Annotated in this window: 29 protein-coding genes; 28 read left to right on the top strand and 1 reads right to left on the bottom strand. The window is 62.1% G+C overall.

What is annotated here, in order from left to right; genetic code table 11:
* The first annotated feature begins 2 nt into the window (after window positions 1-2).
* From hemH to dinB, 3 genes are read left to right on the top strand one after another with little or no spacing between them, the layout of a single operon-like run.
* Window positions 3-926, top strand: coding sequence for a ferrochelatase (hemH, locus tag VJX68_RS11365; RefSeq protein WP_324095809.1), 924 nt, complete (start codon window positions 3-5; stop codon window positions 924-926).
* 28 nt (window positions 927-954) lie between these two features.
* The gene (gene hemG / locus VJX68_RS11360; protein WP_324095808.1) at window positions 955-2,406 is read left to right on the top strand and encodes a protoporphyrinogen oxidase; all 1,452 of its coding nucleotides are present in this window, start codon (window positions 955-957) and stop codon (window positions 2,404-2,406) included.
* Complete coding sequence (dinB, locus tag VJX68_RS11355; protein ID WP_324095807.1) at window positions 2,403-3,650, top strand: DNA polymerase IV; 1,248 nt, start codon at window positions 2,403-2,405, stop codon at window positions 3,648-3,650. The genes hemG and dinB overlap by 4 nt, the downstream gene beginning before the upstream one ends.
* An 18-nt stretch (window positions 3,651-3,668) precedes the next feature.
* On the opposite strand, the gene VJX68_RS11350 is transcribed toward dinB, so the two are convergent.
* Window positions 3,669-4,220, bottom strand: coding sequence for a pyridoxamine 5'-phosphate oxidase family protein (locus VJX68_RS11350; RefSeq protein WP_324095806.1), 552 nt, complete (start codon window positions 4,218-4,220; stop codon window positions 3,669-3,671).
* 110 nt (window positions 4,221-4,330) lie between these two features.
* Here VJX68_RS11350 and VJX68_RS11345 point away from each other — a divergent pair, with 110 nt between their 5' ends.
* The 25 genes from VJX68_RS11345 (at window position 4,331) to VJX68_RS11225 (ending at window position 26,646) form a co-directional block, all read left to right on the top strand.
* Window positions 4,331-4,759, top strand: a complete 429-nt coding sequence (locus VJX68_RS11345; RefSeq protein WP_324095805.1) for a MarR family winged helix-turn-helix transcriptional regulator — start codon at window positions 4,331-4,333, stop codon at window positions 4,757-4,759.
* 66 nt (window positions 4,760-4,825) lie between these two features.
* The gene (gene leuC / locus VJX68_RS11340; RefSeq protein WP_324095804.1) at window positions 4,826-6,232 is read left to right on the top strand and encodes a 3-isopropylmalate dehydratase large subunit; all 1,407 of its coding nucleotides are present in this window, start codon (window positions 4,826-4,828) and stop codon (window positions 6,230-6,232) included.
* Between the two features lie 133 nt (window positions 6,233-6,365).
* The gene (gene leuD / locus VJX68_RS11335; protein WP_324095803.1) at window positions 6,366-6,971 is read left to right on the top strand and encodes a 3-isopropylmalate dehydratase small subunit; all 606 of its coding nucleotides are present in this window, start codon (window positions 6,366-6,368) and stop codon (window positions 6,969-6,971) included.
* Between the two features lie 272 nt (window positions 6,972-7,243).
* Window positions 7,244-8,251: an RluA family pseudouridine synthase gene (locus VJX68_RS11330; RefSeq protein ID WP_324095802.1), complete on the top strand. Its 1,008-nt coding sequence runs from the start codon at window positions 7,244-7,246 to the stop codon at window positions 8,249-8,251.
* Window positions 8,233-8,574, top strand: coding sequence for a hypothetical protein (locus VJX68_RS11325; RefSeq protein ID WP_324095801.1), 342 nt, complete (start codon window positions 8,233-8,235; stop codon window positions 8,572-8,574). The genes VJX68_RS11330 and VJX68_RS11325 overlap by 19 nt, the downstream gene beginning before the upstream one ends.
* A 388-nt stretch (window positions 8,575-8,962) precedes the next feature.
* Window positions 8,963-10,354 carry a transcription termination factor Rho gene (gene rho, locus VJX68_RS11320; protein ID WP_324095800.1) on the top strand — a complete coding sequence of 464 codons (1,392 nt, stop codon included), beginning with the start codon at window positions 8,963-8,965 and terminating at the stop codon, window positions 10,352-10,354.
* 52 nt (window positions 10,355-10,406) lie between these two features.
* Window positions 10,407-10,739, top strand: a complete 333-nt coding sequence (locus VJX68_RS11315) for a hypothetical protein (RefSeq protein ID WP_324095799.1) — start codon at window positions 10,407-10,409, stop codon at window positions 10,737-10,739.
* 88 nt (window positions 10,740-10,827) lie between these two features.
* Window positions 10,828-11,610 carry a 30S ribosomal protein S2 gene (rpsB, locus tag VJX68_RS11310; RefSeq protein ID WP_324095798.1) on the top strand — a complete coding sequence of 261 codons (783 nt, stop codon included), beginning with the start codon at window positions 10,828-10,830 and terminating at the stop codon, window positions 11,608-11,610.
* Between the two features lie 104 nt (window positions 11,611-11,714).
* A complete protein-coding gene (gene tsf, locus VJX68_RS11305) occupies window positions 11,715-12,335 on the top strand; it encodes a translation elongation factor Ts (protein WP_324095797.1) in 621 nt (206 codons plus the stop codon).
* A gap of 62 nt (window positions 12,336-12,397) precedes the next feature.
* Window positions 12,398-13,147: a UMP kinase gene (gene pyrH, locus VJX68_RS11300; RefSeq protein ID WP_324095796.1), complete on the top strand. Its 750-nt coding sequence runs from the start codon at window positions 12,398-12,400 to the stop codon at window positions 13,145-13,147.
* A gap of 2 nt (window positions 13,148-13,149) precedes the next feature.
* Entirely contained in the window at window positions 13,150-13,707 is a 558-nt protein-coding gene (gene frr, locus VJX68_RS11295; protein ID WP_324095795.1) for a ribosome recycling factor, read from the top strand.
* Between the two features lie 45 nt (window positions 13,708-13,752).
* Window positions 13,753-14,538: an isoprenyl transferase gene (locus tag VJX68_RS11290; protein ID WP_324095794.1), complete on the top strand. Its 786-nt coding sequence runs from the start codon at window positions 13,753-13,755 to the stop codon at window positions 14,536-14,538.
* Entirely contained in the window at window positions 14,525-15,319 is a 795-nt protein-coding gene (locus VJX68_RS11285; protein ID WP_324095793.1) for a phosphatidate cytidylyltransferase, read from the top strand. The genes VJX68_RS11290 and VJX68_RS11285 overlap by 14 nt, the downstream gene beginning before the upstream one ends.
* A gap of 64 nt (window positions 15,320-15,383) precedes the next feature.
* Window positions 15,384-16,727 (top strand): RIP metalloprotease RseP, encoded by a 1,344-nt coding sequence (gene rseP / locus VJX68_RS11280; protein ID WP_324095792.1) that lies wholly within the window; start codon window positions 15,384-15,386, stop codon window positions 16,725-16,727.
* A complete protein-coding gene (tsaB, locus tag VJX68_RS11275; protein ID WP_324095791.1) occupies window positions 16,699-17,520 on the top strand; it encodes a tRNA (adenosine(37)-N6)-threonylcarbamoyltransferase complex dimerization subunit type 1 TsaB in 822 nt (273 codons plus the stop codon). Before rseP ends, tsaB begins: the two co-directional genes overlap by 29 nt.
* A complete protein-coding gene (locus VJX68_RS11270; protein WP_324095790.1) occupies window positions 17,481-17,711 on the top strand; it encodes a hypothetical protein in 231 nt (76 codons plus the stop codon). Before tsaB ends, VJX68_RS11270 begins: the two co-directional genes overlap by 40 nt.
* 39 nt (window positions 17,712-17,750) lie before the next feature.
* Complete coding sequence (gene ilvN, locus VJX68_RS11265; protein ID WP_324095789.1) at window positions 17,751-18,281, top strand: acetolactate synthase small subunit; 531 nt, start codon at window positions 17,751-17,753, stop codon at window positions 18,279-18,281.
* A 33-nt stretch (window positions 18,282-18,314) separates the two neighbouring features.
* Window positions 18,315-19,331, top strand: coding sequence for a ketol-acid reductoisomerase (ilvC, locus tag VJX68_RS11260; protein WP_324095788.1), 1,017 nt, complete (start codon window positions 18,315-18,317; stop codon window positions 19,329-19,331).
* A 6-nt stretch (window positions 19,332-19,337) separates the two neighbouring features.
* A complete protein-coding gene (locus tag VJX68_RS11255; protein ID WP_324095787.1) occupies window positions 19,338-20,036 on the top strand; it encodes a phosphatidylserine decarboxylase in 699 nt (232 codons plus the stop codon).
* A complete protein-coding gene (gene pssA / locus VJX68_RS11250) occupies window positions 20,033-20,950 on the top strand; it encodes a CDP-diacylglycerol--serine O-phosphatidyltransferase (RefSeq protein ID WP_324095786.1) in 918 nt (305 codons plus the stop codon). The genes VJX68_RS11255 and pssA overlap by 4 nt, the downstream gene beginning before the upstream one ends.
* Before the next feature lie 577 nt (window positions 20,951-21,527).
* The gene (locus VJX68_RS11245) at window positions 21,528-23,099 is read left to right on the top strand and encodes a 2-isopropylmalate synthase (RefSeq protein WP_324095785.1); all 1,572 of its coding nucleotides are present in this window, start codon (window positions 21,528-21,530) and stop codon (window positions 23,097-23,099) included.
* A 226-nt stretch (window positions 23,100-23,325) separates the two neighbouring features.
* Complete coding sequence (gene leuB, locus VJX68_RS11240; RefSeq protein ID WP_324095784.1) at window positions 23,326-24,441, top strand: 3-isopropylmalate dehydrogenase; 1,116 nt, start codon at window positions 23,326-23,328, stop codon at window positions 24,439-24,441.
* Window positions 24,438-25,424 (top strand): hypothetical protein, encoded by a 987-nt coding sequence (locus tag VJX68_RS11235; RefSeq protein ID WP_324095783.1) that lies wholly within the window; start codon window positions 24,438-24,440, stop codon window positions 25,422-25,424. The genes leuB and VJX68_RS11235 overlap by 4 nt, the downstream gene beginning before the upstream one ends.
* Before the next feature lie 12 nt (window positions 25,425-25,436).
* Window positions 25,437-26,168 carry a tRNA pseudouridine(38-40) synthase TruA gene (gene truA / locus VJX68_RS11230; RefSeq protein WP_324095782.1) on the top strand — a complete coding sequence of 244 codons (732 nt, stop codon included), beginning with the start codon at window positions 25,437-25,439 and terminating at the stop codon, window positions 26,166-26,168.
* On the top strand, window positions 26,125-26,646 hold the full coding sequence (locus VJX68_RS11225; RefSeq protein ID WP_324095781.1) for an HU family DNA-binding protein: 522 nt from the start codon (window positions 26,125-26,127) through the stop codon (window positions 26,644-26,646). Before truA ends, VJX68_RS11225 begins: the two co-directional genes overlap by 44 nt.
* Window positions 26,647-26,650: the final 4 nt, after the last annotated feature.

Genomic DNA, 26,650 nt, shown 5'->3' with positions numbered 1-26,650 from the left:
CTATGGCCGCGAAGGCAAAGTGCGACGCGATCCTGATGATCGGATTCGGCGGACCGACGCGCGCCGACGAGGTGCGGCCGTTTCTTGACAACGTTTTGCGAGGACGGCCGATTCCCCGCGAGCGCTACCAGGAAGTCGTGCATCATTACGATCTGCTCGGCGGCCGCTCGCCGTACAACGATCTGACGATGCGGCAGGCGGCGGCGCTGCGTGCGGAATTGGAAAAGAAAGGCACGCGCATGCAAGTCGCGGTCGGGATGCGCAACTGGCAGCCGTACGTTGCCGACTCGATGCGCAGGCTCGCCAACGGTGGAGCGCGCCGCGTGCTCGGGTTCATCATGGCGGCGCATCGCAGCGAGGCGAGCTTCGGGCGCTACCAGGCAACAGTCAACGACGCGCTCGCCGCGTTGGGCGAAGCGGCGCCCGAGGTCGTGTATCCCGAGACGTGGCATGACCATCCGCTGTTCACCACGGCGGTCGCCTCGCGCGCGCGCGAGGCGTACTCGAGGCTGGAGTTCCCGGAGCGATCGCGCGCGCGGCTGATATTCACAGCGCACAGTATTCCGCTCGCAATGGCGCAGGCGGGGCCGTACGTCGAGCAGCTTACGGAGTCGGCGAGGATTGTCGCAGCGGAACTGGGGATCGATACCTGGCAGTTCGCATATCAGAGCCGCAGTGGGAGTCCGCGCGACGCGTGGCTCGAACCCGACATCAAGGAAACGCTGCGGAACCTCGACGCGAAGACGGCCCTCGTCGTGCCAATTGGTTTTTTGTGCGACCACGTCGAGGTGCTGTACGATCTCGATATCGAGGCGGCGCAAGTCGCGCGCGACGCGGGAATCAGGATGGAACGCGCTCCAACTGTCGGAGACCATCCGCTGTTTATCGAGATGATGGCGTCGATCGTCGCGGCATACGCGCGCTGATCGATCAGACGAAATCTGATCGACGCATTTGGGAGAACCTCAAACGGGCACCGACCCACAAATCAAGCGGGTTGCGGTAATTGGCGCTGGAATCACCGGACTCGCGGCGGCGTACCGGCTTCGCGAACTGGCGGCGGCGCGGGAGTTCCCGCTCGAAGTGGAATTGCTCGAGCGCGGCGCGCGATGCGGCGGAGCACTCGAAACGATTCGGCGCGACGGATTTGTAATCGAGACCGGCGCGGATTCCTTTCTGTCGGAAAAGCCCGCGGCCGCCGAGCTGGCGCGGCGACTCGGCCTCGGCGCAGAACTGATTCCGACGCGCGAGACTTACCGCAAGACGTTCGTGGTGCGCGCGGGGCGACTGGTCGAGATACCCGCGGGATTTTCGTTGCTTGCGCCGGCGCATCTCGGGCCGGTTCTTCGAAGCCCGCTTTTTTCGCCGCTCGGAAAATTGCGGATTGCGATGGAACCGTTCATCGCGGCGCGCACCGGCGGCGACGACGAGAGTTTGGATTCATTCGTGACTCGGCGACTCGGACGCGAGGTGCTCGATCGCGTTGCGCAGGCGCTTGCGGGCGGAATCTACACTGCCGACCCGAAACGGCTCAGCATGGCGGCGACGATGCCGCGCTTTGTCGAGATGGAACGACGCTATGGCAGCCTCGTCAAAGGAATGCGTGCGGCGGAGAACGCGCGCGCGGCAAAGACTTCGGACGTCAGCGGCGCGCGCTGGAGTCTCTTCCAGAGCTTCAGGAACGGGATGGCGACGCTGCCCGAGACGCTCGCGGCGCGGCTGGGCACCTCGATTCGCAAGGGCGCGCAAGTTATTACGATGGCGAGAAACGGCGACGCGTGGCGGCTCGCGACGGCAGGCGGCGACTCGATCGATGCCGACGCGGTGATCTGCTCAGCGCCGGCCTACGCAGCCTCGCGAATTGTGGCGACGTTGGCACCGGTGGCGGCGAAGATGCTGGGCGAGATCGGTTATGCGTCGGCAGCGACCGTCAACATGACGTTTCGCGAGAGCGACTTCGACGGGCCGCCGCGAGCGTTCGGCTTCGTGGTGCCGGCAATCGAGCGGCGCCGTATAATCGCGGGCAGCTTTTCCAGCTTCAAGTTCGAAGGACGCGCACCCGCCGGCGCAATCCTGGCGCGCGCGTTCGTCGGCGGCGAGATGAGCCGCGAAATGATGAGTCTCAGCGACGATGATATGATCGCCGCGGTGCGCGACGAGTTCCGAGCACTGCTCGGAGTGAGCGTGGCGCCGGGTTTCACCGAAGTCAGGCGATGGCCCGACTCAATGCCGCAGTATGAGGTAGGGCATCTGGCGCGGGTCGCGGAGATCGAGCGCGGGGTGGCGGAAATACCAGCATTTGCGATCGCGGGCGCAGCGTATCGAGGCGTTGGGATTCCGGACTGCGTGCGCAGCGGCGAAGATGCGGCCGATGCGATCTTCGCGAAACTCTCGACGACGAAATGAGCATCGAGGCTTTCGCCGGTAGCGCGGCACACTGGCCGCGCGTGATCGCGCACGCCGATATGGACGCGTTCTACGCGTCGGTCGAAGTCCTCGACAATCCTGCCTTGCGCGGCTTGCCGGTGATAGTGGGCGGGCGCAGTGCGCGCGGCGTCGTCACGTCGGCGTCCTACGAGGCGCGCAAGTTCGGCGTGCGGTCCGCGATGCCGACCGGGCAGGCGCGCAAGCTGTGCCCGCAGGCGATCTTCGTGCCGGGCAGAATGGATCGCTACGTGGAGATCTCGCGAGCCGTGATGCGCGTGTTCGAGAGCTTCAGTCCGGTGGTCGAGCCACTCTCGCTCGATGAAGCATTTATCGATCTGACCGGCACTGAGCGTCTGCTCGGGCCGCCGCTCGACGCGGCGCGCGATCTGAAACGCCGGGTGCTCGACGAAACCGGGCTGGTCGCGTCGGTGGGAGTGGCGCCGACCAAGATGGCGGCGAAGATTTTGAGCGACATGTCGAAGCCTGACGGGTTGCTCTCGGTAACACCGGAAAAACTGCGCGAATTTCTGACGCCGCTACCGGTCGAGAGGCTGTGGGGCGTCGGACGCGTGACACTCGCTCGGATGCATGAGTGCGGTATCAAGACGGTCGGCGATCTCGCGCGGCGCGAACCGGCCGAGCTGAAAAGCATGTTTGGCACTATGGGGCCGCATCTGCATGAACTGGCGTCGGGCAACGACACGCGGCCGGTGATCGCCGACTGGCAGCGCAAGTCGTACGGCGAGGAAAATACGTTCGCGCACGACCTGGCGCTCGACTCGAATGAATTGCGGCGCGTGCTGATCGCGCATGGCGACGCGATCGCGCGGCGGCTGCGCGCGGACGGGGTTCGTGCGCGAACGATCACGCTCAAGCTGAAACTTGCGCGTCCGCTCGGCGGCGGGCGCTATCCACTGATCACGCGCAGTTTTTCAACCGACGGCACGACCAATGACGGACCGGAAATCTCGCGAGTCGCGACGCAGTTGCTGTCGAAGGTCGGCGGTAAGGAGAAAATTCGCCTTGCGGGAGTGCAGGTGCATCAGCTCGAGCGCTCGGATAATTCGCAGCTCGGGCTGTTCGAGTCGGCACCGGCGGAAGATCGCAAGCGGGACCGGTTGAATCGCGCGCTCGATTCGGTGGCGAAGAAATTCGGCGACGAGGCCGTTACGCGCGGACTGGCCCGGGCGGAGCGCGCCTCACCGACGCGGCGAATCAAGTGAGGCGGGCGACCGCCGAGACTACGATTTGGTTTCCCGCATGCCCGTGGGGAGGCCGTCGACGCTGCGCAAGTTGTGCTTCTGCCAGTACTCCTCCTTTCCAAGCTCGCCTTTCTTCGTCCAGTATTTTTCCAGCGTATCCCGCGGGGTCATCTCGCGCATCCTGGGAACCGCGTAGCCACACGAGGTCATCGCGGATTCGACGCGAATCTCCATTACCTGGCGGATACCGGGAAGCTTCGGGAAGTTGGCGATGAGTTCCGGCCAGCGGGCGTGATCAGGGCGGATCGCGACGCCGCGGCCGTAGATGCGAGCGATCTCGGCGTTACTGTCGAAGGAACAGAACATTATCGTGATGCGGCCGTCGCGAAGCAGGTGGGCCGCGGTTTCGTTGCCGCTGCCGGTCAGGTCCAGGTAAGCGACCCGCTTTTCATCGAGCACGCGGAAGGTGTCCATCCCCTTCGGCGACAGGTTGATCCGACCTTCGGGCGCCGCGGTGGCGACGAAGAAGACCTTCTGCGCGCGGATGAACTGCGTCAGTTCGCTAGTGATCTGGTCGAAGAATTTGGACATCGCTCTTATTCTTCCTGCTTGCAAAGATTGATTAACTATAGTTAATATCTTGCCTGATGCAAGCAGTTGGGAGGCAACGAAACGACCCGATCTTCCGCGCGATCGAGGCGATGACTGCGCTGGCGGAGATTTTCGAGCGGCGGCGCGAGGCGCTGGCACGCGACGCCGGCATCACGATCGAGCAGTGGCGGGTGCTCGAGGAAATCTCGACCGAGCGTTTTATTCCGTCGATGTTCGCGCGCAGCCGCGACAGCTCGGCCGCCGCGGTCTCGAAAATATTGCGGCAACTGCTCGACAGCGGGCTGGTCTCGGCTGCGATTGGGCGCGACGACCGCAGGAACCGGAGTTACAAGCTGACTGCGAGGGGGACGCGCACGCTGGCGGGGCTGCGCGCGTCGCGGCAGGCGGCGATCGAGGCGATCTGGACTGGATTTTCGCGCGACGAGCTGGCCTCGTTCAGCACGTTCGCGAGCAAGCTGTCGGATCGGATCGAGCGATATTCGCGCGGCAAGAACGGGCGAAAGGCTGCCGCGGTTTGATGAAGCGAAGTTTCGCAATAAGAATAAAATCGTTACGCCGCCGATGCGGCGGGAGTTGCTAGCGCTATGGCCGCAAAGACACTGTTCGAGAAAATCTGGGAAGAGCACGTCGTCCGCGAAAAGCATAACGAGCCTTCCCTCCTCTACATCGACCTGCACCTCGTGCATGAAGTGACGTCGCCGCAGGCGTTCGAGGGACTGCGCCGTTCGGGGCGCAGAGTTCGCGCGCCGCATCGCACGTACGCCACGCAGGATCACAACGTGCCGACGACCGATCGCAGCAAGCCGATCACCGACGCCGATTCGAAACTCCAGATCGAGACGCTGCGGCGCAACTGCGCGGAGTTTGGGCTGAGGCTGTTCGATATCGGCTCGCCCGAGCAGGGGATCGTGCACGTAATCGGGCCGGAGCTGGGGCTCACGCAGCCGGGGATGACGATCGTTTGCGGCGACAGCCATACCGCGACGCACGGCGCGTTCGGGGCGCTGGCATTCGGAATCGGCACCAGCGAAGTTGAGCACGTGCTGGCGACGCAATGCCTGTGGGAAGAGCGGCCGCAGACGTTTGAGATTCGCGTCGATGGAAAACTCGGCACCGGAGTCGGCGCAAAAGATTTGATCCTCGGGATCATCGGCAGGATCAAGACCAACGGCGCGACCGGGCACGTGATCGAGTACCGCGGCGCTGCGGTCGAGGCGCTGTCGATGGAAGAGCGGATGACGGTTTGCAACATGTCGATTGAAGGCGGTGCGCGCGCAGGGATGGTCGCGGCGGACAAGACGACCGTCGATTACCTGCGCGGGCGCCGGTATATCCCCGGCGGCAAGGAGTTCGACGAGCTGGCGGCGCGATGGTTGCAGTTCCGCAGCGACGACGGCGCGAAGTTCGATCGCAGCGTGGTGTTCGACGCGGCCACGTTCGCGCCGCAGGTGACGTGGGGCACGAATCCCGGGATGGTCACCGACGTTCGCGGCAGCGTGCCGAATCCCGCGGAGATTAGCGACAAGGAGCAGCGCGAGACAGTCGAGCGGGCGCTCACCTACATGGCGCTGCGGCCGGGAACGAAAATCGAGGACATCAAGATCGATCGCGTGTTCATCGGATCGTGCACGAACTCGCGGCTGAGCGATCTCAAGACTGCCGCCAGCGTCGTCAAGGGACGCAAAGTTGCGCCGACGGTGAATGCGATGGTGGTGCCGGGCTCGCAGGAAGTCAAAGCGGAAGCTGAGAGTCTCGGCCTGGATAGAATTTTCAAGGACGCCGGCTTCGAGTGGCGCGAATCGGGATGCAGCATGTGCCTGGCGATGAATCCCGACGTGCTGCAACCGGGCGAGCGATGCGCCAGCACGTCGAATCGCAACTTCGAGGGGCGGCAAGGGAAGGGCGGGCGCACGCACCTGGTGAGCCCCGCGATGGCGGCGGCGGCGGCGATTGCAGGGCATTTCGTCGATGTGCGCGAATGGGCGCGGTAGGGAAATATACTTTATTGAATGTAAACCCCGCTTGGGTTTCACGCTTCCCTGGGCAGGGGTGACCCCTGCACCCAGTATCAGGATGCGGGACTTCGTCCCTATTTGGAGTTTTGTAAGGTAGGAGAGATAGCGCATGCAGAAGTTCAAGAATTTTACCGGCATGGTGGCGCCGCTCGATCGCGCAAATGTCGATACCGATCAGATTATTCCGAAGCAGTTTCTGAAGGCGGTCGTGCGGACCGGCCTCAAGGCCGGGCTGTTTATCGATTGGCGGCGCAATCCCGACGGCAGCGAGAACAAGGATTTCGTGCTGAACAAGCCGCGCTACCAGGGCGCGTCGATTTTGGTCGCGCGCAATAATTTCGGATGCGGCAGTTCGCGCGAGCATGCGGTGTGGGCGCTCGATGACGCGGGTTTCCGGGCGGCGATTGCGCCGGAGTTCGCCGATATCTTTCACAACAACTGCCTGAAGAACGGTTTTCTTCCGGTGACGCTGAAGGCCGACGAGGTCGAGCAGATTTTTCGCGCGGCCGCCGACTACGAGGCGTATCGGCTCACGATCGATCTCGAAAAGCAGACGGTGTCCGACGATTTCGGCTGGACGGCGAATTTCGAGATCGAACCGCATCAGAAGAAATGCCTGCTCGAGGGTCTCGACGACATCGCGCTGACGCTCGCGCACGAGGATCGAATCGTCGCGTACGAGAAAGCGCATCCACTACCCCATCGCTTCGAGTAGAGGCGTCGCATGAAAGCAATCGCTTCAATGACAATCGTCGCGTTGTTCTCGATGGCTCTCGCCGGATGTTGGTTTTATTCGAGGCCCGACGCGACGGCGGCAGGCTGTCAGAAGACCACCTACGGCGTCGCGGTCGCCACAACCAGTACCGAAAGTTGCGCTCCTGCTCCAGAAGCCACCGCTACGCCAGCGTCGAGGGCACCATCGCTGCCGCCACCCCTACCCTCGCCCGCATTGATGTGATCTCAGCGTCGATGCGGTAAATCCGGTTCGTGATTCTTCCAACGACAATCACCGCGAGCGCCGCGCACGACAGCATGCGGCTCGACGTATTCGTGTCGACGTGCCTGGCGCCGGAGTGCTCGCGCTCGCAGGTGGCGCGGATGATCAAGGCGGGACTGGTGACAGTCAACGGCGTGGTCGCGCGCGCGTCGAGCGGAGTGCGAACGGGGGATCGCGTAGATGTCGCAGCGATTCCCGTTGGCGCGCCGTACGATCCTTCGAGTTACAAGGAAGGCGACGCGCCGGAGATCTCGGTAATTTTCGCTGATGACGAAATAATCGTCGTGAACAAGCCAGCGGGAATGACGGTGCATCCCGCACCCGGGCATCCCGCCGGCACCCTCGTGGACGCTCTGCTGGCGCGATTTCCGGAGCTGGCCGCGATGGCTGAGCCCGACGGCGTGCTCCGCCCCGGCATCGTGCATCGCCTCGACAAAGACACCTCGGGCGTGATGGTGGTGGCGCGCACCCCATTTTCGCGCACCGCGCTTTCCCGGCAGTTCAAGGATCGCAGCGTCACGAAAATCTACCTCGCGATCGTCAAAGGCATCGTCGCGCGCGACCGCCTGACGATCGAGCGTCCGGTCGGACGGCATCCGGTCGAGCGCAAGCGGATGTCGGTGGCATCGCACACGCCGCGCGACGCAGTCAGCCATATCGCCGTGCTCGCGCGGTTCGGTCCCGCAAATCCGGACGAAGCAGGAACCTCGCTGGTGCGCGTGAAACCCGACACCGGCAGGATGCATCAGATTCGCGTGCATCTCGCCTCGATCGGTCATCCATGCCTGGGCGATCCTCTATACGGCGGCAAGGCGGGCGGCGGCGGATTTTTCAATCGACAAGCACTGCATGCGCTGGCACTTTCGATTGCGCATCCGCGATCCGGCGAGCGGCTCGAGTTCATAGCGCCGTTGCCGAGCGATTTTGTAGAGTTTCTCGCGCAGAAATTGTTTGCGGCGGATGCGCGCGAATTGCGGCGATGGATCGAGTTGAGATGAAGGAGAGGTTTTTTACGGCTACGTTCACAAGGCCGGCATTGCTTGTCATCCTGAACAAAGCGAGCATCGCGAGCGCAGTGAAGGATCTCGGACAGCTTCGCGCCAGCGAAGCCGGTACCGGTATTGAAATCGCGAAGCGGTCCTTTGTTGATGTCGTCGCGCAAGCCTCCGAATTCTCAGTGGATGCGGCGACGCAAAACCGGAACTGGCGGCACTTACGCGCCGCTGTCCGAGGTCCATCCATCCGCCTGCGTTGCTCGCTTCGTCTGGATGACACAAGAAAATTAGTGCGCGGGTGTTGCGAGCGATGCGTGCAAACCTAACCCCCTAACCCCTTCCCCAAGTGGAAGGGGAACCGGACGCGGGGAGACAGCACGACGCGTCGAGTGCAACTTGAGCACAGTTCATCGAAGCCCCCGTTGACATCGCGGCATTGCGCGGGTAGCGTTTTATTTGAGCTTCCGCACTGAGGACGCTGAAACGGGCTGGGCGGCAAGAAGAATCCCGTTTCCCCTGCGGTCCGTAATTCCGAACTTGAACTCAAGGCGTTAGTTGTTCCGAATCCCGGCCGCTTGAACATTCAAGAATCTACGATGGCATCTCCCGCGTGGGAGCCCAATCGAACAAACGTTCATAACCTGCGATGCGCGCGCTCAGACGGCGGCGATTTGCAGCAGTAAGACTATGGAGTCCAGGTTGCGGGGAAGGCATATGGGCAAGGGCAGACACGTTGCGAAGAGCGAGGAGGGTCGCTTCGACGACCCGCGTTCATCCAACGGAACACCGCGGCAGGTAAATCTCGACAGCAATCCGAATCTTCCGCCGCCGGCGCCGGTGATTAGCGAAGAAGGGGTGCTCAACCTCAAGTCGCTCAAGCGGGCGAAGATTACCGAGCTGGCGCAGATGGCGCGCGACTTCAATGTCGACGGCGCCACCAACATGCGCAAGCAGGAGATGATCTTCGCCGTCCTGCAGGCACAAGCCGCCAAGAACGGCTCGATCCTCGGCGAGGGTGTGCTGGAAATCCTGCCCGACGGTTTCGGCTTCCTGCGCGCGCCCGACTACAACTACCTGCCCGGTCCCGACGACATCTACATTTCGCCGAGCCAGATTCGCAAGTTCAACCTGCGCACCGGCGACGTGGTTTCCGGCCTGATTCGCCCGCCGAAAGAAGGCGAGCGCTACTTCGCTCTGCTCAAGGTCGAGTCGATCAACTACGAGGACCCCGAAAAGGCGCGCGACAAGATCCTGTTCGACAACCTGACGCCGCTCTACCCCGAGGAGCGCATCAAGCTCGAATACAATCACGAGGATTTGACCACGCGCATCATCGATTTGGTCGCGCCGATCGGAAAAGGCCAGCGCGGACTGATCGTCGCGGCGCCGTTCACCGGCAAGACCATGATGCTGCAGGCGATCGCCAAGGCAATCGCGCACAACCATCCCGAGATCGTGCTGATCGTGCTGCTGGTCGACGAGCGGCCCGAGGAAGTCACCGACATGCTGCGCTCGGTGCAGGGCGAGGTCGTCAGCTCGACCTTCGACGAGCCGGCCACCCGTCACGTGCAGGTGGCCGAGATGGTGATCGAAAAAGCGCGGCGGCTGGTCGAGCACGGGCGCGACGTCGTGATCCTGCTCGACTCGATCACGCGGCTGGCGCGCGCGTACAACACCGTGGTGCCGCCGTCGGGCAAGATCCTGTCGGGCGGCGTCGATTCCAATGCGCTGCACAAGCCCAAGAAATTTTTCGGCGCCGCGCGCAACACCGAAGACGGCGGCAGTTTGACGATTATTGCCACGGCGCTGGTCGATACCGGCAGCCGGATGGACGAGGTTATTTTCGAAGAGTTTAAGGGCACCGGCAATCAGCAAATTGCGCTCGACCGGCGCCTGCTGGAGAAGCGCATCTTCCCGACCATCGACATCCAGCGCTCCTCGACGCGCAAGGAAGAGCTGCTGCTGCCGCGCGCCACGCTCAATCGCGTGTGGATTCTGCGCAAGCTCCTGAGCCAGCTCAACGCCGTCGAAGCTATGGAATTCCTGATCGACAAGATGGACAAGACCAAGACCAACGAGGAATTCCTCGAGTCGATGAACGCCTAGGAGGCCGGTGCCTCGATGACTTTCTACCGGCAAGAGGCGTATAACTTGCCGGGTGAGCCAGGGGAAAAGCCGCCACTTCGCGGCGCTCGCGTTCGTGGGATGGTATCTGATGATGCCGCCCGACTCGACCAAGATTCCCCATGAAGTTGATTCCGAGGTTCCTCTTGCCCGCTGGATTACTGTCGCCAGCTTCGACACCGAGGAACATTGCGAGAAGCCGCTCGCAGACCTTCAGAACAACTTCCAGGACCCGATCGAGCTTGACAAAACGGGCAAGCTCGCGCGCCTCAACAAGCATGATGCGGCCTTGGGAAAAGCGCGCGCGATCAACGCCGCGTGCGTCGCGAGTGACGATTTCCGCCTGAAAGCGGCAAAAAGTAAGTGACCCGCCTGCCGCTTTCTTAGCGCGGCGCGGCCTGATAATACTTCGAGATTGCCCCGCGCACGGGGCCGAGAGGCAAGGACAAAATTCTATGACTGAAATCAGCATGAAGCAGCTTCTGGAGGCCGGCGTTCATTTCGGCCATCAGACCAGCCGCTGGAACCCGAAGATGAAGCAGTACATCTTCGGCGCCCGCAACGGTATTTACATTATCGATCTTCAGCAGACCGTGAAGATGTTTCGCGCGACCTTCGACTTCGCGCGCGATCTGGCGGCGGCGGGCGGCACGATGCTGTTCGTCGGCACCAAGAAGCAGGCCCAGGACATCGTCAAGGAAGAAGCCGAGCGATGCGGGATGTTCTACGTCAACAACCGCTGGCTGGGCGGAATGCTGACCAACTTCCAGACTATTCGCGCCTCGATCGACCGGCTCCGGAAGCTCGAAGAGACGATGGCCGATCCGGAAATGATCAAAGCGCTCACGAAGAAAGAGATGAGCGACAACGCGCGCGAGCATGAAAAGTTGATGGCCACGCTGGCCGGGATCAAGAATATGCGCAAGCTCCCGGACGCGCTGTGGGTGATCGATACCAAGAAAGAAGACATCGCGGTCGCGGAAGCGAACCGCCTCGGTATCCCGGTTGCGGCAGTGGTCGATACCAACTGCGACCCCGACCTGATCGCGTACCGAATCCCGGGCAACGACGACGCGATCCGCGCGATCAAGCTGTTCACGGCGGCCGTCGCCGACGCGATTATCGAGGGCAAGCAGATCGCCGAGGAGCGCGCCAAGGGGCAGCAGGATGCTCGCTCCGACGCGGGCGCGGCGGCAGACGCGGGTCCGTCGGCGCCCGATTCGCCAAGCGCGGTCTAGTCGACAGATTCAATCTTTCGGTCCGCAAACAGAGCGGGATAGTTCTGGACGTTGCTTGCACTAGAGCGACCGGCCAAGAATACTAGCTCAACTCAGGAATTGTCATGAAACTAACTGCGAAGCTCGTTCAGGAACTGCGCGAGAAGACCGGCGCCGGCATAATGGATTGCAAGCGGGCGCTAGCGGAGACGGACGGCGATCTCGAGAAGGCCATCGTATGGCTGCGCGAGAAGGGAATCGCGGCAGCGGCGGGCCGCGCGGGCCGGGTTGCATCGGAAGGTTCGGTCGGATCGTATATTCATGCAGGCGGCAAGATCGGCGTGTTGATCGAAGTCAACTGCGAGACAGATTTCTGCGCCAAGTCGGAAGCGTTCCAGGCGCTGGTGAAAGAACTCGCGCTGCAGGTGGCGGCTTTGAATCCTCGCGTCGTGCGGCGCGAGGAGCTGTCACCCCCCGTTATCGAGCAGGAGCGGCAGATCTACGCTTCGCAGGCCGAGGGCAAGCCGGCGGCGGTCGTGACGAAGATCGTGGACGGCAAGATCGAGAAATTTTACAAGGAAGCCTGCCTGCTCGAGCAGGCTTACGCGCGCGATCCGAACAAGACTGTCAACGATCTGATTGGCGAGGCCGCCATCCAGATGCGCGAGAAGATCGACGTGCGCCGCTTCACCCGCTACCAGCTGGGCGAGGCGCTGGACGGCAAGGAAACCACTGCGGCCGCCTGACGCGGGCGCATTTTGCGGACAGAACGGGGCTTCAACGGGGGCATCGACGGGAGCTTCGAGAGATGGCTGACGTTCAAAGGGCGACTGACGGCAAGCCGCGCTTCAGCCGTATTCTGCTTAAATTGTCCGGTGAGGCGCTCGCGCCCGCGCAAGGCTCGGGACTCGATCTCGACGCGCTCGCAGAGATTGCGCTCGAAATCAAGGAAGTGGCCGCGCTCGGCGTGCAGCTCGCGATGGTAATCGGGGCCGGCAATTACATCCGCGGCAGCGACTACGAAGCGCGCGGGATGGATCGTTCGACCGCCGACCAGATGGGAATGCTGGCGACTGTTATCAACGCGCTCGCGCTGCAAAACGCGCTCGAGCATGGCGGCGTCGTCACGCGCGTGCTTTCCGCCATCGAAATGCAGGCGTTGTGCGAGCCCTACATCCGCCGCCGCGCCGTGCGCCATCTGGAAAAGGGCCGCGTCGTCATCTTCGCGGCCGGCACCGGCAATCCCTACTTTACCACCGATACGGCCGCGAGCCTGCGCGCGATGGAAATCGGCGCCGAGGTAATCCTCAAAGCGAGCCACACGGTGGACGGGGTTTACGATCGCGACCCGATGCGCGAGCCGGGCGCCAAGCGCTTCGATCGGCTCACATACATCGAGGTGCTGCAAAAAAATCTGAAAGTGATGGACTCGACAGCCATCTCGATGTGCATGGATAATCGCCTGCCGATCATCGTGTTCAATTTGCGCAAAGCGGGTAATATAAGAAGGGCCGTGATGGGCGAGCAAATCGGAACCCGGGTGGAGAGCGCACCGTGAGCATGCTTACGGAAACAATCGAGGACGCGCGCAAGGAAATGGACAAGACCGTCGAGGCCTTTCGCCACGAACTCGCCCGCGTCCGCACCGGACGCGCATCCACGGCGCTGGTCGAAAATCTGCAAGTGAATTACTACGGCTCGAAAACGCCGCTGCGGCAACTCGCCGGGCTGTCGGCGCCGGAGCCGCGTCTGATCGTGATTACGCCGTACGACAAGGGCGCGATGCACGACATTGAAAAGGCGATCCAGACTTCCGATCTCGGCCTGACGCCGATGAACGACGGCAAGATCATCCGCATTCCGATTCCCGAGCTGACCGAGGAGCGCCGCAAGGACCTGGTCAAGCACGTGCGCAAGATCGGCGAGGAATTCCGCGTCGGCATCCGCAACCATCGCCGCGACGCCAACGACATGCTCAAGGAACTGCACAAGGAAAAGCAGGCCACCGAGGACGAGATGCGCGCGGGCGAGGCCAAGGTGCAGACCTACACCACCGAGTTCATCGAAAAAATCGACAAAGTGCTCGCCGCCAAAGAAGCGGAAATCATGGAGGTCTGAGTTCGCCCGCCGACGGTGCGATCTTAGTTGAAGCCTGAACCCCAAGTGGCCATCTCACTACCACTAAACGATTTCCCGAACCTGTCTTTGGACCCATCGCGGATGCCGCGTCACGTCGCGATCGTGATGGACGGCAACGGCCGCTGGGCGAGCCGGCGCGGGCTCTCGCGCCACGAGGGCCATCGCCGCGGCAAGGATTCAGTCCGCGCGGTGGTCGATGCGGCGCGCGAACTCGGCATCCCGTACCTCACGCTGTACGCATTTTCGAGCGAAAACTGGGGCCGGCCTACGACCGAGGTCAGCTTCCTGATGGGTCTTTTCCATCGCTACCTCATCACCGAGACCAAGCGCCTGATGAAACGCGACATCCGCGTGGTGGCTCTGGGAGACACCGGGCGGCTGCCGCCGCGGGTGCGTGACGCCCTGGCCGAGACCGTCGCCGCGACACGAGAGAATCGCGGGATGACCGTGGCGCTTGCGCTCTCGTACGGCGGTCGCCAGGACATCGTCAACGCGGCGCGCTCGATCGCGCGCGCGGTCGCCGACGGCGCGATTTCGCCCGAACAAATCGACGAGCACCTGGTGGCGCGCGAACTGACTACCGCAGGACTTCCTGATCCCGACCTGCTGATTCGAACCTCGGGAGAACTGCGTGTCTCCAATTTTTTTCTTTTCCAACTTGCCTACACCGAACTCTATTTCACTGACACGCTGTGGCCGGATTTCCGCGAGCGCGAGTTCTTAAGCGCGATTGCCGCCTACCAGCTTCGCGAGCGCCGCTTCGGCACAGTCAACAACGGTTCCGACACCCGCCTGCGTGCTCAGAGCTAGGCTTCTGACCGCGGCGGTCCTGCTGCCCGCGGTGGGAGCGCTGGTGCTGTTCGCGCCGGCCTGGTTCTTCACGATCTTCAACGCGGTCGCCGGCATCTGGGGACTCTATGAAGTCGCCGCGATGACCGGCGCTCTGCACTGGGTCGCAGTTCCGCTGTTCGCAGTGGTCGGCGGCGTCCCATTGTTCGGGCTTCTTTACGGCGGCGACTTGGGATTGGTTGGATGGCTGGTGCCGGTGCTCGTGATCCTCATGATGCTCGGGCTGGCGGTGCGAATCGAACTCGCGGGCGGCGGCGAAAGGTTCAGAGGCCCGCGGCTGGTCTTCATGGGCGCGGCCTACGTGGGATTTCTATTCCCGTTCTTCGCGCTGCTCCGCAACGCCCCCGGCGGCATCGAAATGCTCCTGCTGGTCATCCTACTGGTAGTAGTGAGCGACAGCGGCGCGTACTTCGTCGGCAGGTATCTGGGCCGGACGAAACTCGCGCCGAGCCTCAGTCCCCACAAAACAATTGAGGGTGCGGTGGGCGGCTTGATCGCGACGATAGTCGGCGGGTGGTTGCTGTTTAAGATGAAAGGCGGGACGTGGGATACGAGCAGAATTCTGCTATTTGCGGCTATGATTTCCATCCTCGCGCAGCTTGGTGATCTGGCCGGCTCAGCCTTGAAGCGCGGCGCCGGAATCAAGGACTCGGGCTGGATTTTTCCGGGCCATGGCGGTCTGCTCGATCGCACTTGTTCACTGGTCTTCGCGGTGTTTTTCACCTACTATTGGTTTCGATGATGCGGCTTTGGGAGCCGCATTTTCACGCTCGGAAACCTCCTCATCGGACTTGCGAGCAGGCCAAATGATACATTCGATTCTATCCGCAGCACTGGTCTTCGCCGTGTTGGTGGTCGTGCACGAGGCAGGACATTTTGCGATGGCGAAGAAAGTCGGGGTTCGCGTGCTGCGATTCTCGATCGGCTACCCGCCAAAATTATTTGGATTCCGGCGTGGCGAAACTGACTACTCGATCGGCGCGACTCCATTCGGCGGCTACGTCCGAATGCTCGGCGATGAAGTCGGCGAGAAGCCCACGCCGGAAGAAATCGCATTGTATCTTCACGAAGTCGGGCTCGACCTGATCGGCGCGGCGCGCGAGCACGGCGCGGCCCCTACCGGCGCCGGATTCGACGACAATTTGCACGCGCTGGCCGAGCGTCTGAGCGAGTCGGCCGCCGGCGTTGCCCACTCAGTCATCGGGCGCGAACTCAAGCCCGACGAGGCGCTGCTGCTCAATGAGGCGCGCGGTCAGGCTAAAGTTGGCGATATAATCAAATCGCTGTCGGAACATCCTCCCACTTTGCTCGTCGAGGCGTACTGCAAGCGCGCGTTCCCGACCCAGTCGCTCGGCAAGCGCGTTCTGATCGTGCTGGCGGGACCAATGGCGAACATTGTATTCGCGCCTCTGCTGCTCACGTTCGTTTTCATGTACGGCGTGCCGCAGTTGCTGCCGGTTGTTGGCAAGACGACGAAAGATCTCCCGGCGGCGAAGGCAGGACTTCAAGCCGGCGATCGGATTCTCGCGGTTAACGGCCAGCCGATGGAAACTTGGGCCGATTTCTCGAAGACCGTAAAGGCGGGCGACGGCTCTCCGATCACGCTGGAAATCGATCGGCCGCACGGCGCGCGCAGCACGATTGTGATCAAGCCGACCCGGCTCGAGCAAAAGACTCTCTACGGCACCAACGCCACCACTTGGGTAATCGGAGTGCAGCCGAGCGGCGACGAGGTTACCAAGCGGTACGGTCCGATCGGCGCGGTAAAAGAGGCAGGCGAAACCTCGGTCGAGATGACGGTGCAGATGGTGGTCGGAATCGCCAGTATCTTCACCGGCAGCACGCCCGTCAAAGACGCGCTCGGCGGACCAATCATGATAGCGCAGATGGCCGGGCAGGAGGCGCATCGTGGCCTCGCGAACCTTGCGATGTTTACCGTGATGCTGAGCCTCGAGCTCGGCGTCATAAATCTGTTGCCGGTGCCGCTGCTCGACGGCGGCCACCTGCTGTTCTTCGTCTTCGAGGGCGTAAAAGGCAAGCCGCTCGAACTTCGTTACCGCGAGGCGATGCTCCAGGTCGGCCTGTTTTTGCTTGTAGCGCTGATGGCTTTCGTAATCTTCAATGACATCTCGCGAATTGTGCAGGGTTAATCGGCTGCTCGAGCAGACAGCCGCAACAAGCCCGGTCCTGGGACTCGACACTTCCACATCAATCGCAAGCCTTGCCGTGATTGCACACGGCAAGGTCGCCGCGTCGCTCGAGCGGCCGGTCACGTCGCACGGCGCCGCATTGCCGGGCGCGATCGACGAACTTCTACGCGCGGGGGGACTCGCGATTGGCGGTGTCGGCGCGATCGCAGTCGGCACCGGGCCCGGCTCGTTCACCGGACTGCGCATCGGGCTGAGCTACGCCAAGGGAATCGCGATGGCGTCGGGATGCGCGCTGGTCGGTGTGCCCGGTTTCGACGCGATGGCGTTAGCTGCGCTCGAGCGCAACAATATTGAAACAGGCAGGCTGGTCTGCGTGGTTGTGGATGCTCGAAAAGGCGAAGTTTACGCGGCCCTTTACCGGGTCGTGGCCGATGGGCTAGAAAAACTGTCAGAGGAATTGGTAATCGCGCTGGAACACTTGGCGTCGCGCATCACTGAGGACGTCATGTTCGTCGGTGACGATAGAGCGAAGGATGCGGCGGCCCTCGTGGAATCGCGGGGCCATAGGGTGGCGGTTTTCGGAACAGGGATGCTCGATTTGCGCGGAGTCTGCGTCGCGGCGCTGGGCGGGGCGCGGTTTGCCCGTGGTGAAACGGATCATGCGGCTTCGCTGGAGCCGCTATATATCAGGACGCCGGAGGCTACGTTCAAGCCCACTTCGAAAAATCCGGCGGGCATAGGCACGGAGGGCGTATGGAGCATCGAGAGGAAGAACTCATTCGGCAGCATCTGACCCATGACGAGGAGCTGAGGGCCCTCTACACAGAGCATCAAGCGCTCAAACAAAAACTCGAAGTCTTTAGAAGTAAGCATTACCTGACCAACGAAGAGGAAGTCGAAGAAAAACGGATCCAGAAGCTTAAGCTCGCCTCGAAAGATCGCATGATGGCGATTCTCGGCCGCTATCAACAAGAGGCTCGCTGACGCCACCGGTTCCGGCCATGAGCGCGCGCACGCTACCGCATGACAAGTCATACGATATCGGTTCTGGTTGAAAACGAATTCGGCGTGCTCGCACGCGTGGCCGGACTGTTTTCGGGCCGCGGCTTTAACATCGAGTCCCTGACCGTGAACGAGGATCCGCTCGATCCGACGGTCTCGCGGATCGTGCTGGTCACCACCGGCGACGATCAGATCGTCGAGCAAATCAACAAGCAGCTCAACAAGCTCGTCTCGGTGATCAAAATCACCGACTTCAAGGACGTCGAGACGATCGATCGCGAGATGGTGATCGTAAAGGTCTCGGTCGACGAGCGCACGCGCTCCGAGCTCGACTCGATCGTCGCGGCGTTTCGCGCGCACGTGATCGATATCGGCCCGCGCGCAATCACTGTCGAGCTGACCGGTGACTCGGAAAAGATCAAAGCGTTCATCGCGATCGTGCGTCCGCTCGGAATCAAGGAAGTGGTGCGTTCGGGTAAAGTCGCGATGGCGCGCTCGGTCCAGCTCAATCACGACAATCATCAGAGCCGCCGGGCGCGCGAAGCTGAATAGTCCGATAGCAGGAAAATTCGGGAGAACATTCAAATGAAGGTTTACTACGACCGCGACGCGGACCTGTCCGCGCTCAAAGGTAAGAAGATCGCGGTCATTGGCTTTGGAAGCCAGGGACACGCGCACGCACTCAACCTGCGCGACAGCGGCGTGGACGTATGCGTCGGGCTGAGCGCTAAGTCTCCGTCGCGCGAGAAGGCCGCCAAGCAAGGCCTCCCCGTGTTCGACACGGCGGAGGCTGCCAAGCGCGCCGACGTGATCATGATGCTGGTGCCCGACGAAATGGGCGCAGAAATTTACGAAGCCGAAATTGCGCCGCATCTCACCAAGGGCAAGTATCTGGCCTTCGGTCACGGCTTCAACATCCATTTCAAATTCATCAAGCCGCCGGCCGACGTTAACGTCTTCATGATCGCGCCGAAAGGACCCGGTCATCTCGTGCGCTCCGAGTACACCAAGGGCCGCGGCGTGCCGTGCCTGCTCGCGGTGCAGCAGGATCCGTCGGGCGACACCGCGAAGGTCGGGCTCGCGTACGGCAGCGCGATCGGCGGTGGCCGCGCTGCGATCATCGAAACCTCGTTCAGAGAGGAAACCGAAACCGACCTCTTCGGCGAGCAATCTGTTCTATGCGGCGGACTTACGGAGCTGATTCGCGCCGGCTATGAGACGTTGGTCGAAGCCGGTTACGCGCCCGAGATGGCGTACTTCGAGACCCTGCACGAGGTGAAGCTGATCGTGGATCTGATCTACGAGGGTGGAATCTCTAACATGCGCTACTCGATCAGCAACACCGCCGAGTACGGCGACATGACGCGCGGCACGAAGGTTATAGGCAAGCAGTCGCGCGAGGCGATGAAGCAGATCCTTGCGGATATACAGTCGGGCAAGTTCGCCAATGAATGGATCGGCGACTACAAGGCCGGGCTGCCGCGTTTCCGCGAACTGCGCAAGGAAGCCGAGAAGCATCCTGTCGAGGAAGTCGGGCGCAAGCTGCGCGCGTTCATGCCGTGGCTCGCGAGCGATCGGCTGGTAGACAAGTCGAAGAACTAGATTCACGTGGCGGGCGAAACCGACAGCGGGCGCCCGGCACCGGGCGCGATACTCGCGCGCGTCGCGGGCGCGATCGGAATAGCGACCGAAGGCGCGGCGCTGTCGCTCGGTTTGGCGATATTCGGAATCATTCTGATTGCGCTCGGCCTGAAATCAGTCGGCGCGATCCTGGTAATACTCGCAATCCCGATTGCGCTTTTCTTTCGCGATCCCGAACGCTACCCGGATCGTACCGAAAACGTCGTAATCTCGGGCGCTGATGGCAAAGTCACCGACATTTCCGACGCATCTTTTCCCGGCTCAACGGGGCGGCTGTACCATCGCGTGTCGGTGTTCATGTCTCCGCTCAACGTCCACGTGAACCGCGCCCCGGTCGGCGGCGAGGTGACGATGGTCGAGCATACCGCGGGCGAGTTCCGTGCAGCGTTTCGCGACGACGCCAGCGAGCACAATGAGCGCAACCTGATAGCGATGACCGACGCGGCGGGCCGCATGTTCGGGATGCTACAGGTTGCTGGATATCTCGCCCGGCGGATAGTTTGCCGGCTTCGCGCGCGTGATAGAATACAAGCAGGTCAGCGGATCGGCCTGATTATGTTCGGAAGCCGCGTCGATCATTTTTTTCCGTCCGAGTACCGGGTCACGGTGTCGCTCGGGCAACGCGTTCGCGCTGGCGAATCCATCATCGGAGCAATCGAACAATGAGCCGCAATTCCCGCCGTTCGCGCGAAGAACGCCTGCGGATGGAGCTCTACTCCGGTCAGGGGCGCGAACCCGGCTTGAAAGCCGACGGCCCGCTGCGTCGCGGCGTCTTCTTAGTGCCCGCGACGATCACTTCGATCGGCCTGCTGTCGGGCTTCTACTCGATGGTCTCGGCGGTGAGCGGACACTTCGAGGTGGCCGCCGTGATGATCGTGATCGCGTTCGTGTGCGACGGACTCGACGGGCGCATTGCTCGCGCGTCGCGCACCTCGAGCCAGTTCGGTGTCGAGTACGACAGCCTGTCCGACGTGGTCGCTTTCGGCGTCGCACCCGCGATGCTGGCGTATTCGTGGGCGCTGAAACCGATCGGTTCGCTCGGAATCGGCGTCAGCGGATTGTTCGTGCTGTGCTCGGCGCTCCGCCTGGCGCGCTTCAACGTGCAGACCGCCACGGCGGACAAGAGCCGCTTCGTCGGCCTGCCCGTGCCTGGCGCAGCCGTGATGATCTCCGGACTCTCGCTCGCCTACAGTTACTTCGAACTCGACTCGCCGCGCATGCTGTGTACTCTCATGGTGCCGATCACGCTCGCACTCGGCGGCCTGATGATCTCGCGAGTGCCCTACCCCAGCTTCAAAACGATCAAGCTCGAAAAGCGCGCGCAGGTCGAACTGGTAGTGACGATGATGGTGTTTGCCGCGATGCTGTTCGCGATGCCGCAGCTTACAGCCTTCCTGTCCTCGACTGCGTACGTGCTGTCGGGTCCCGCACTGATGATTCGCGGCGAACGGCTGAGCGCCAAAGTCTCGGTGCTGAGACCGGTCGCGGCCAAATCCCACGACGCCAACGGCGCCGCGCCTCAGGCCGACACCTCTCGAACCACTCGCAGCCTCCGCGACCATCAACCGGTGCAACGCTAGAGGCATCGGGTAATGGGTCAGTTTGAAATTCGTGGACGATTGGGAAGCTGAACGCGAGAAATCAAAATGACGCTCCGCCATGCCGCTGTGCTTCTAGCGGTAGTTCTTAAGTGGCCTCTCGGACCAGCGCTGATAACATTGCCATCTTTGTTGATTGTGGGCGGAGCCCTGCTCTACGCATGGGCTTACAAAAATCATCCAGCACTAGCCTAAGTTCTTTCCCTAATGGGATTTTTCTCCGTCATCGTTTTTCTTTTGCTTCTTGGCTGGGTGTCGCGATGAGATTTCAAACTGTCCAACTAGCGCCATCGACGCTGCTTGACTGACGTCTCCGCTGCCGCTTAGAATCCGTACAGTATGTTTTGCAACCTGTTACCGGAGCTGCTTCTGAGCCTGGCCCTTACAGGGGTCCACGCCAGGCGCGCGTCCGGACAGGTTTAACGGCCTGATTAAACTGAGACACACGCCCCGGGCAGTGGGCCGATCGAAGCCGCCCGGGGCGTTTTCTTTTTCACTATCCGCTCATGGCGAAACGATCGGCACCTGATCCCGCGGCGACGATGCGGGAGGAATGACGATGGCACACGCGAACACGGCTTCGCACGGCGACAACGACTACGTCCGAATCTTCGACACGACGCTGCGCGACGGCGAGCAGTCGCCCGGCTGCACGATGAACGTCGAGGAGAAGATCGCTCTCGCTCGGCAACTGGAGCGGCTCAATGTCGATATCATCGAGGCCGGGTTCGCGGTTTCCTCGCCCGGCGATTTCGAATCCGTCAGCCGCGTCGCGCAGGCAGTCACCGAACCCGTCGTCCTGAGTCTCTCGCGCACGCAAGAAGGAGACGTGGACTCGGCGCTGCGCGCAGTGGACAAGGCCGCGCATCCGGGGATTCACATTTTCATCGCAACCTCGGAAATCCATCTCAAGTACAAACTCAACATGAATCGCGAGGACGTGCTCGACGCCGCGACATGGGCGGTCACGCGCGCGAAAAAGCATCTCGACTACATCGAGTTCTCCTGCGAGGACGCGTCGCGCTCCGACTGGGACTACATGGTCGACGTTTGCAGCGAGGTGATTCGCGCGGGCGCCACCGTGATCAATCTGCCCGACACCACTGGTCACGCGATTCCCGAGGAATTCGGCCGGATGTTCGCATACATGCGCGAAAAAGTTCCGGGCGCCGACAAGGTCATCTGGAGTGCGCACTGTCATAACGATCTCGGCCTGGCGGTCGCGAATTCGCTGGCGGCGGTGCGCAACGGCGCGCGTCAGATCGAATGCACTATCAACGGAATCGGCGAGCGCGCCGGCAACTGCTCGATGGAAGAAGTCGTGATGGCGATGAAGACGCGCCACGACCTGATGGGCGTCGGTTCGCGTATCAACACGAAGCAGATCTATCCGGCGTCGCGTCTGCTCTCGCAGGTCATCGGCCAGTCCGTGCCGGCCAACAAGCCAATCGTCGGCGACAACGCGTTCGCGCACGAGGCCGGAATCCATCAGGACGGCGTGCTGAAGTACAAGCTCACCTACGAGATCATGAAGCCCGAAGATATCGGCATCCCGTCGAACAAGCTGGTGCTGGGCAAGCATTCGGGGCGCCACGCGTTTACCAACCGGCTCAAAGAACTTGGCGTGGATATCGACGACGTGGACGTGAACAAGGCGTTCGCCGAATTCAAGGCGCTCTGCGACAAAAAGAAAATCGTGTACGACGACGACATATTGGCGCTCGTCACCGAGAGCGCGCGCCGGACGATCGATCACTTCGAGCTGGTCGATTTGAAGGTCGGCTCATCGAGCAAGAGCACGCCGCATGCCGAAGTCACGATGCGCGTCGAGGGAAAAGAGAGATCGGCCGAGGGCGAAGGCGACGGGATGGTTGACGCGTGCTACAAGGCGATTTACAAAATCGCCGCGATCAATCCAGCGCTCGAGCGTTACGCGGTAAAGGCGATCACCGGCGGCACCGACGCGCTCGGCGAAGTGAGCTGCATGATTCGTGAAAACGGCGTGACCGTCGCCGGCCAGGGCGCGCATAGCGATATCGTCATGGCCAGTGCGCTCGCGCTGGTAAACGCGCTCAACCGGCTAAAGGCGCGCAAGCATGCTCCCCTCAAGCCCACCACCGACGTTCCGTGAACCGCGATGGGGCTTGCCGCAACATCATACTTGGGCTAGTGCTTTGAGGGCTTGAGTTTGAACTTGAATTCGCTCTTCATCCTGCGCGACGTGCGACTTGTGGCGAGGTTCGCTACCGCGCCGTCGCGTCCATCTGCGCTCCTAATTTTCGAGGCTAGACACTGACGGGTCGAGACTGTCCGACGCTCCTCCCGATCATTCACGTCCAGGCGTTCAGCGCTTTCGCATGGCCTATAAAATTCTAGTTCTCAAAGGTGACGGCATCGGCCCCGAGGTCGTCGGCGAGGCCCTGCAGGTTCTCAAAATCATCGGACGCCGATCCGCCGTCGATCTCGAGTTCAAGGAGGGCATGATTGGCGGTCACGCGCTCGACACTGCCGGCACTCCGCTGCCCGACGAAGTGCTCAAGCACGCGCAGGATAGCGACGCGATACTGCTGGGCGCCGTCGGCGGACCAAAATGGGACAAGCCCAACGCGGAGAAGCGTCCCGAGCAGGCGCTGCTTGGACTTAGAAAGGCTTTGGGACTGTTCGCGAACGTCCGCCCTGTCAAAACCGTAAGAGAGCTGATGGCGGCGTCTCCGCTTAAGCCCGAAGTGATCGCTGGAGTCGACGTGGTTATCATTCGCGAGTTGACCGGTGGCATCTACTACGGCAAGCCGAGCGAAAAGCGCACGGCGAAGGACGGACGTGAGGCGGTCGATACCTGCTTCTACACCGAAGCCGAGATTACGCGCGTGCTCAAGTTTGGTTTCGAGCTGGCTCGCGAGCGCCGCAAGAAACTGACCTCGGTGGACAAGGCCAACGTGCTTGCGACCTCCCGCTTGTGGCGCGAGATCGCTACCGAGTTGAGCGCGCAATTCAAGGACGTCGCCTTCGAGAATCAGCTGGTCGATTCGATGGCGATGCATCTGATACGCCGCCCCAAGGACTTCGACGTGGTGGTCACCGAGAACATGTTCGGCGACATCCTGACCGACGAGGCCTCGGTACTCGCCGGCTCGATGGGTCTGCTGCCGTCAGCGTCGCTCGGCGAGGAACTCAACAGCGCCGGGTTCCGAGTCGGGCTGTACGAGCCGATTCATGGCAGCGCGCCGGAGATCGCCGGCCGCGACGAGGCCAATCCGCTCGCCGCGATCCTGTCGGCGGCGATGCTGCTCGAGCATTCGCTCGGGATGCGTTCCGAAGCCGAGCTGATTTCCCAGGCCGTCGATTCCGTCGTGCGCGACGGCTATCGCACTCGCGATCTTCACGGCGGCACCGGCACGCAGATCGTCGGATGCAAGGCGATGGGCCGGCTGGTGCGCGAAAAAATCGAGAGCAGCGAAAGCGAAGGCGAATGAGTAATACCCGCGAGCCGAGAGTGGCGGTTGTCGGCGCCACCGGCGCGGTCGGCAACCAGCTTATCGAACTGATTACCGCGCGTGGGTTCCAGCTCAGCGAACTGAAACTTTTCACCACCGAAGCCGGTGCAATGCAGACGGTCGACGCCGGCGGCGAGGAGCGCCTGGTCGACGCGCTCGAAAGTCCAGCCGATCTTCGCGACTTCGACATCGCATTCCTCGCGATCCCCGCGCCGCGCGCTGCCGAAATTATTGCCGCGCAACCTGGACCGATTCTGATCGATCTGAGCGCGGCGAATCGGCCAGCATCCGACGTTCCGATGGTCGCGCCCGGACTCACTTCGCGCGAGGCGATCGCGAAATTGCGCAACGCGAAGGTCTTCGCAATTCCTCATCCCGCCGCCCACGTGCTTGCCACCTGTCTCAAAGCTCTTGGCGGCCGCGGAGGATTCGTCGCCGCGACCGCGATGCTCGGCGCGAGCGCCGGCGGCATGGAAATGCTGACCGCCACGGTCGATCAGACCACCGATCTTCTGAGTGCGCGCCTCGAGCTCGACGACGATGAAGTCCAGCGCGGCTTCAACGCGTTTATGCGCGAGCATGAGCGCTCGGTCGCGAGCGCAATCGCCGCGCAAGTCGAGAAACTGCTGGACAAGGCGCCCCCGCTTTCCGTGCAGGTCGCCGCAATTCCCGTCCTTCACGGTTCCGCGTTGACGGTCGATATTCGGCGGCCGCGCGAAATCAGGGGCAACGGCGAGGACGCGGTCGAGCTGCTGCGCGCCGCGCCCGGCATTCTGATCGCCGAAGAAGGCGAACCGCTCGGCGTGATCGATGCTGTGGGCCAGGAGGCTATCGTCGTCAGCGTCGAGACGCGCGCCGACTCGCTGTCGCTATGGTGCGTGTTCGACAACACGCGCCTGGCGGCTCTGGGAGCGCTCTGGATCGCGGAGACGCTGGCGCTCAGCTCGCCAACTCTCGCGTGATCCGGCCGCGCGATGGTTCTCAAGCTCACGCTCGAGTACGACGGCACCAACTATTCCGGATGGCAGCTTCAGCCGCGCCACGATTCGATACAGGGAAGAATCGAGGCTGCGCTCGAACGAATTTTTGCTGCGCCCGTGCGCGTGTACGGCTCGGGGCGCACTGACGCCGGGGTGCACGCGCGGGGACAGGTCGCCTCGATTTCAATTCCGCGCCCGTTCGAACCGTCTGAATTGCAGCGCGCGCTCAACTCGATTCTGCCCGCCGACATCGTAGTGCTCGACATCTCGCCGGCGCCCGACAACTTCGACCCGCGGCGCACGGCCCGCTCGCGCGTGTACGAATATCGCGTGTTGAATCGCAAAGTCGCGTCCGCTTTCGAGTATCGCTACAGCTGGCTGGTTCGCGACCAGCTCGATCTCGCTGCGATGAACAAAGCCGCGCGCATCTTTGTCGGCGAGCACGATTTCGCCGCGTTCCGTTCTCTCGGCGCTGAAGTGATGACCACGATACGCCGCGTGATTTCAAGCGAGTGGACGCGCGACGCCGATGTCCTGCTATATCGCGTCGAGGCGAACAGTTTCCTGCGGCACATGGTGCGCGCGATGGTCGCAGCGATGGTTGACGTGGGACGCGGCAAGCTCACACCTGATCAAGTCGCGACCATTCTCGCCGGACTCGATCGTCATGCGGCACCGGCCAATGCGCCGCCCGGCGGTCTTTACCTCGTCGAAGTCCGCTACTGACGGCGCGATCGCGCAGCTTGCCGCGATCCTTTCGCGCGAAACCCTTGGGGCTCAATGCGAAGGCGACGGGGCTGTGCAAAACCCATCACGATCCCTAGAAAAAATCGCGATTTTTGTGCCTCCCGCCCTTGAAATTCCCGCGCTACTCGTTCACCCTCACCTGAAGCCCGCAACCCGGGACGCAAGGAGGAGGATGATGACTCAGTCGCAGGTAGCAGCCTACATGGCTGAAAAGCTCGGACTCACCAAAAAGCAGGGGAAGACCGTGCTCGAGGAACTCAACGCACTGGTCGTCCGCGAGCTCAAGAAGGAAGGATCACTGCGGCTGGCCGGCCTCGGTATCTTCCGCAAGCGCAAGACCAAGGCGCGCATGGGCCGCAATCCGGCCACCGGTCAGGAGATCAAGATTCCGGCGCGTACCCGGCTTCGCTTCACCGCCGCCAAAGCGCTGAAGGATTCGGTTCTCGGCACGAAATAGTCGG

It is taken from the genome of Binatus sp. (SeqCode), assembly GCF_035272065.1.
Taxonomy (GTDB): domain Bacteria; phylum Desulfobacterota; class Binatia; order Binatales; family Binataceae; genus Binatus.
The sequence above is the reverse complement of the archived record's forward strand: the minus strand, read 5'-3'. Positions and strand labels throughout refer to the sequence as shown.

Excerpts from the sequence above, each read along its gene's own strand:
- hemH (WP_324095809.1), top strand. The coding sequence starts at position 3 with ATGGCCGCGAAGGCAAAGTGCGACGCGATCCTGATGATCGGATTCGGC.
- dinB (WP_324095807.1), top strand. The coding sequence starts at position 2,403 with ATGAGCATCGAGGCTTTCGCCGGTAGCGCGGCACACTGGCCGCGCGTG.
- VJX68_RS11350 (WP_324095806.1), bottom strand. The coding sequence starts at position 4,220 with ATGTCCAAATTCTTCGACCAGATCACTAGCGAACTGACGCAGTTCATC.
- VJX68_RS11345 (WP_324095805.1), top strand. The coding sequence starts at position 4,331 with ATGACTGCGCTGGCGGAGATTTTCGAGCGGCGGCGCGAGGCGCTGGCA.
- leuC (WP_324095804.1), top strand. The coding sequence starts at position 4,826 with ATGGCCGCAAAGACACTGTTCGAGAAAATCTGGGAAGAGCACGTCGTC.
- leuD (WP_324095803.1), top strand. The coding sequence starts at position 6,366 with ATGCAGAAGTTCAAGAATTTTACCGGCATGGTGGCGCCGCTCGATCGC.
- VJX68_RS11325 (WP_324095801.1), top strand. The coding sequence starts at position 8,233 with ATGGATCGAGTTGAGATGAAGGAGAGGTTTTTTACGGCTACGTTCACA.
- rho (WP_324095800.1), top strand. The coding sequence starts at position 8,963 with ATGGGCAAGGGCAGACACGTTGCGAAGAGCGAGGAGGGTCGCTTCGAC.
- rpsB (WP_324095798.1), top strand. The coding sequence starts at position 10,828 with ATGACTGAAATCAGCATGAAGCAGCTTCTGGAGGCCGGCGTTCATTTC.
- tsf (WP_324095797.1), top strand. The coding sequence starts at position 11,715 with ATGAAACTAACTGCGAAGCTCGTTCAGGAACTGCGCGAGAAGACCGGC.
- pyrH (WP_324095796.1), top strand. The coding sequence starts at position 12,398 with ATGGCTGACGTTCAAAGGGCGACTGACGGCAAGCCGCGCTTCAGCCGT.
- frr (WP_324095795.1), top strand. The coding sequence starts at position 13,150 with ATGCTTACGGAAACAATCGAGGACGCGCGCAAGGAAATGGACAAGACC.
- rseP (WP_324095792.1), top strand. The coding sequence starts at position 15,384 with ATGATACATTCGATTCTATCCGCAGCACTGGTCTTCGCCGTGTTGGTG.
- tsaB (WP_324095791.1), top strand. The coding sequence starts at position 16,699 with ATGACATCTCGCGAATTGTGCAGGGTTAATCGGCTGCTCGAGCAGACA.
- VJX68_RS11270 (WP_324095790.1), top strand. The coding sequence starts at position 17,481 with ATGGAGCATCGAGAGGAAGAACTCATTCGGCAGCATCTGACCCATGAC.
- ilvN (WP_324095789.1), top strand. The coding sequence starts at position 17,751 with ATGACAAGTCATACGATATCGGTTCTGGTTGAAAACGAATTCGGCGTG.
- ilvC (WP_324095788.1), top strand. The coding sequence starts at position 18,315 with ATGAAGGTTTACTACGACCGCGACGCGGACCTGTCCGCGCTCAAAGGT.
- pssA (WP_324095786.1), top strand. The coding sequence starts at position 20,033 with ATGAGCCGCAATTCCCGCCGTTCGCGCGAAGAACGCCTGCGGATGGAG.
- VJX68_RS11245 (WP_324095785.1), top strand. The coding sequence starts at position 21,528 with ATGGCACACGCGAACACGGCTTCGCACGGCGACAACGACTACGTCCGA.
- leuB (WP_324095784.1), top strand. The coding sequence starts at position 23,326 with ATGGCCTATAAAATTCTAGTTCTCAAAGGTGACGGCATCGGCCCCGAG.
- VJX68_RS11235 (WP_324095783.1), top strand. The coding sequence starts at position 24,438 with ATGAGTAATACCCGCGAGCCGAGAGTGGCGGTTGTCGGCGCCACCGGC.
- truA (WP_324095782.1), top strand. The coding sequence starts at position 25,437 with ATGGTTCTCAAGCTCACGCTCGAGTACGACGGCACCAACTATTCCGGA.
- VJX68_RS11225 (WP_324095781.1), top strand. The coding sequence starts at position 26,125 with ATGCGCCGCCCGGCGGTCTTTACCTCGTCGAAGTCCGCTACTGACGGC.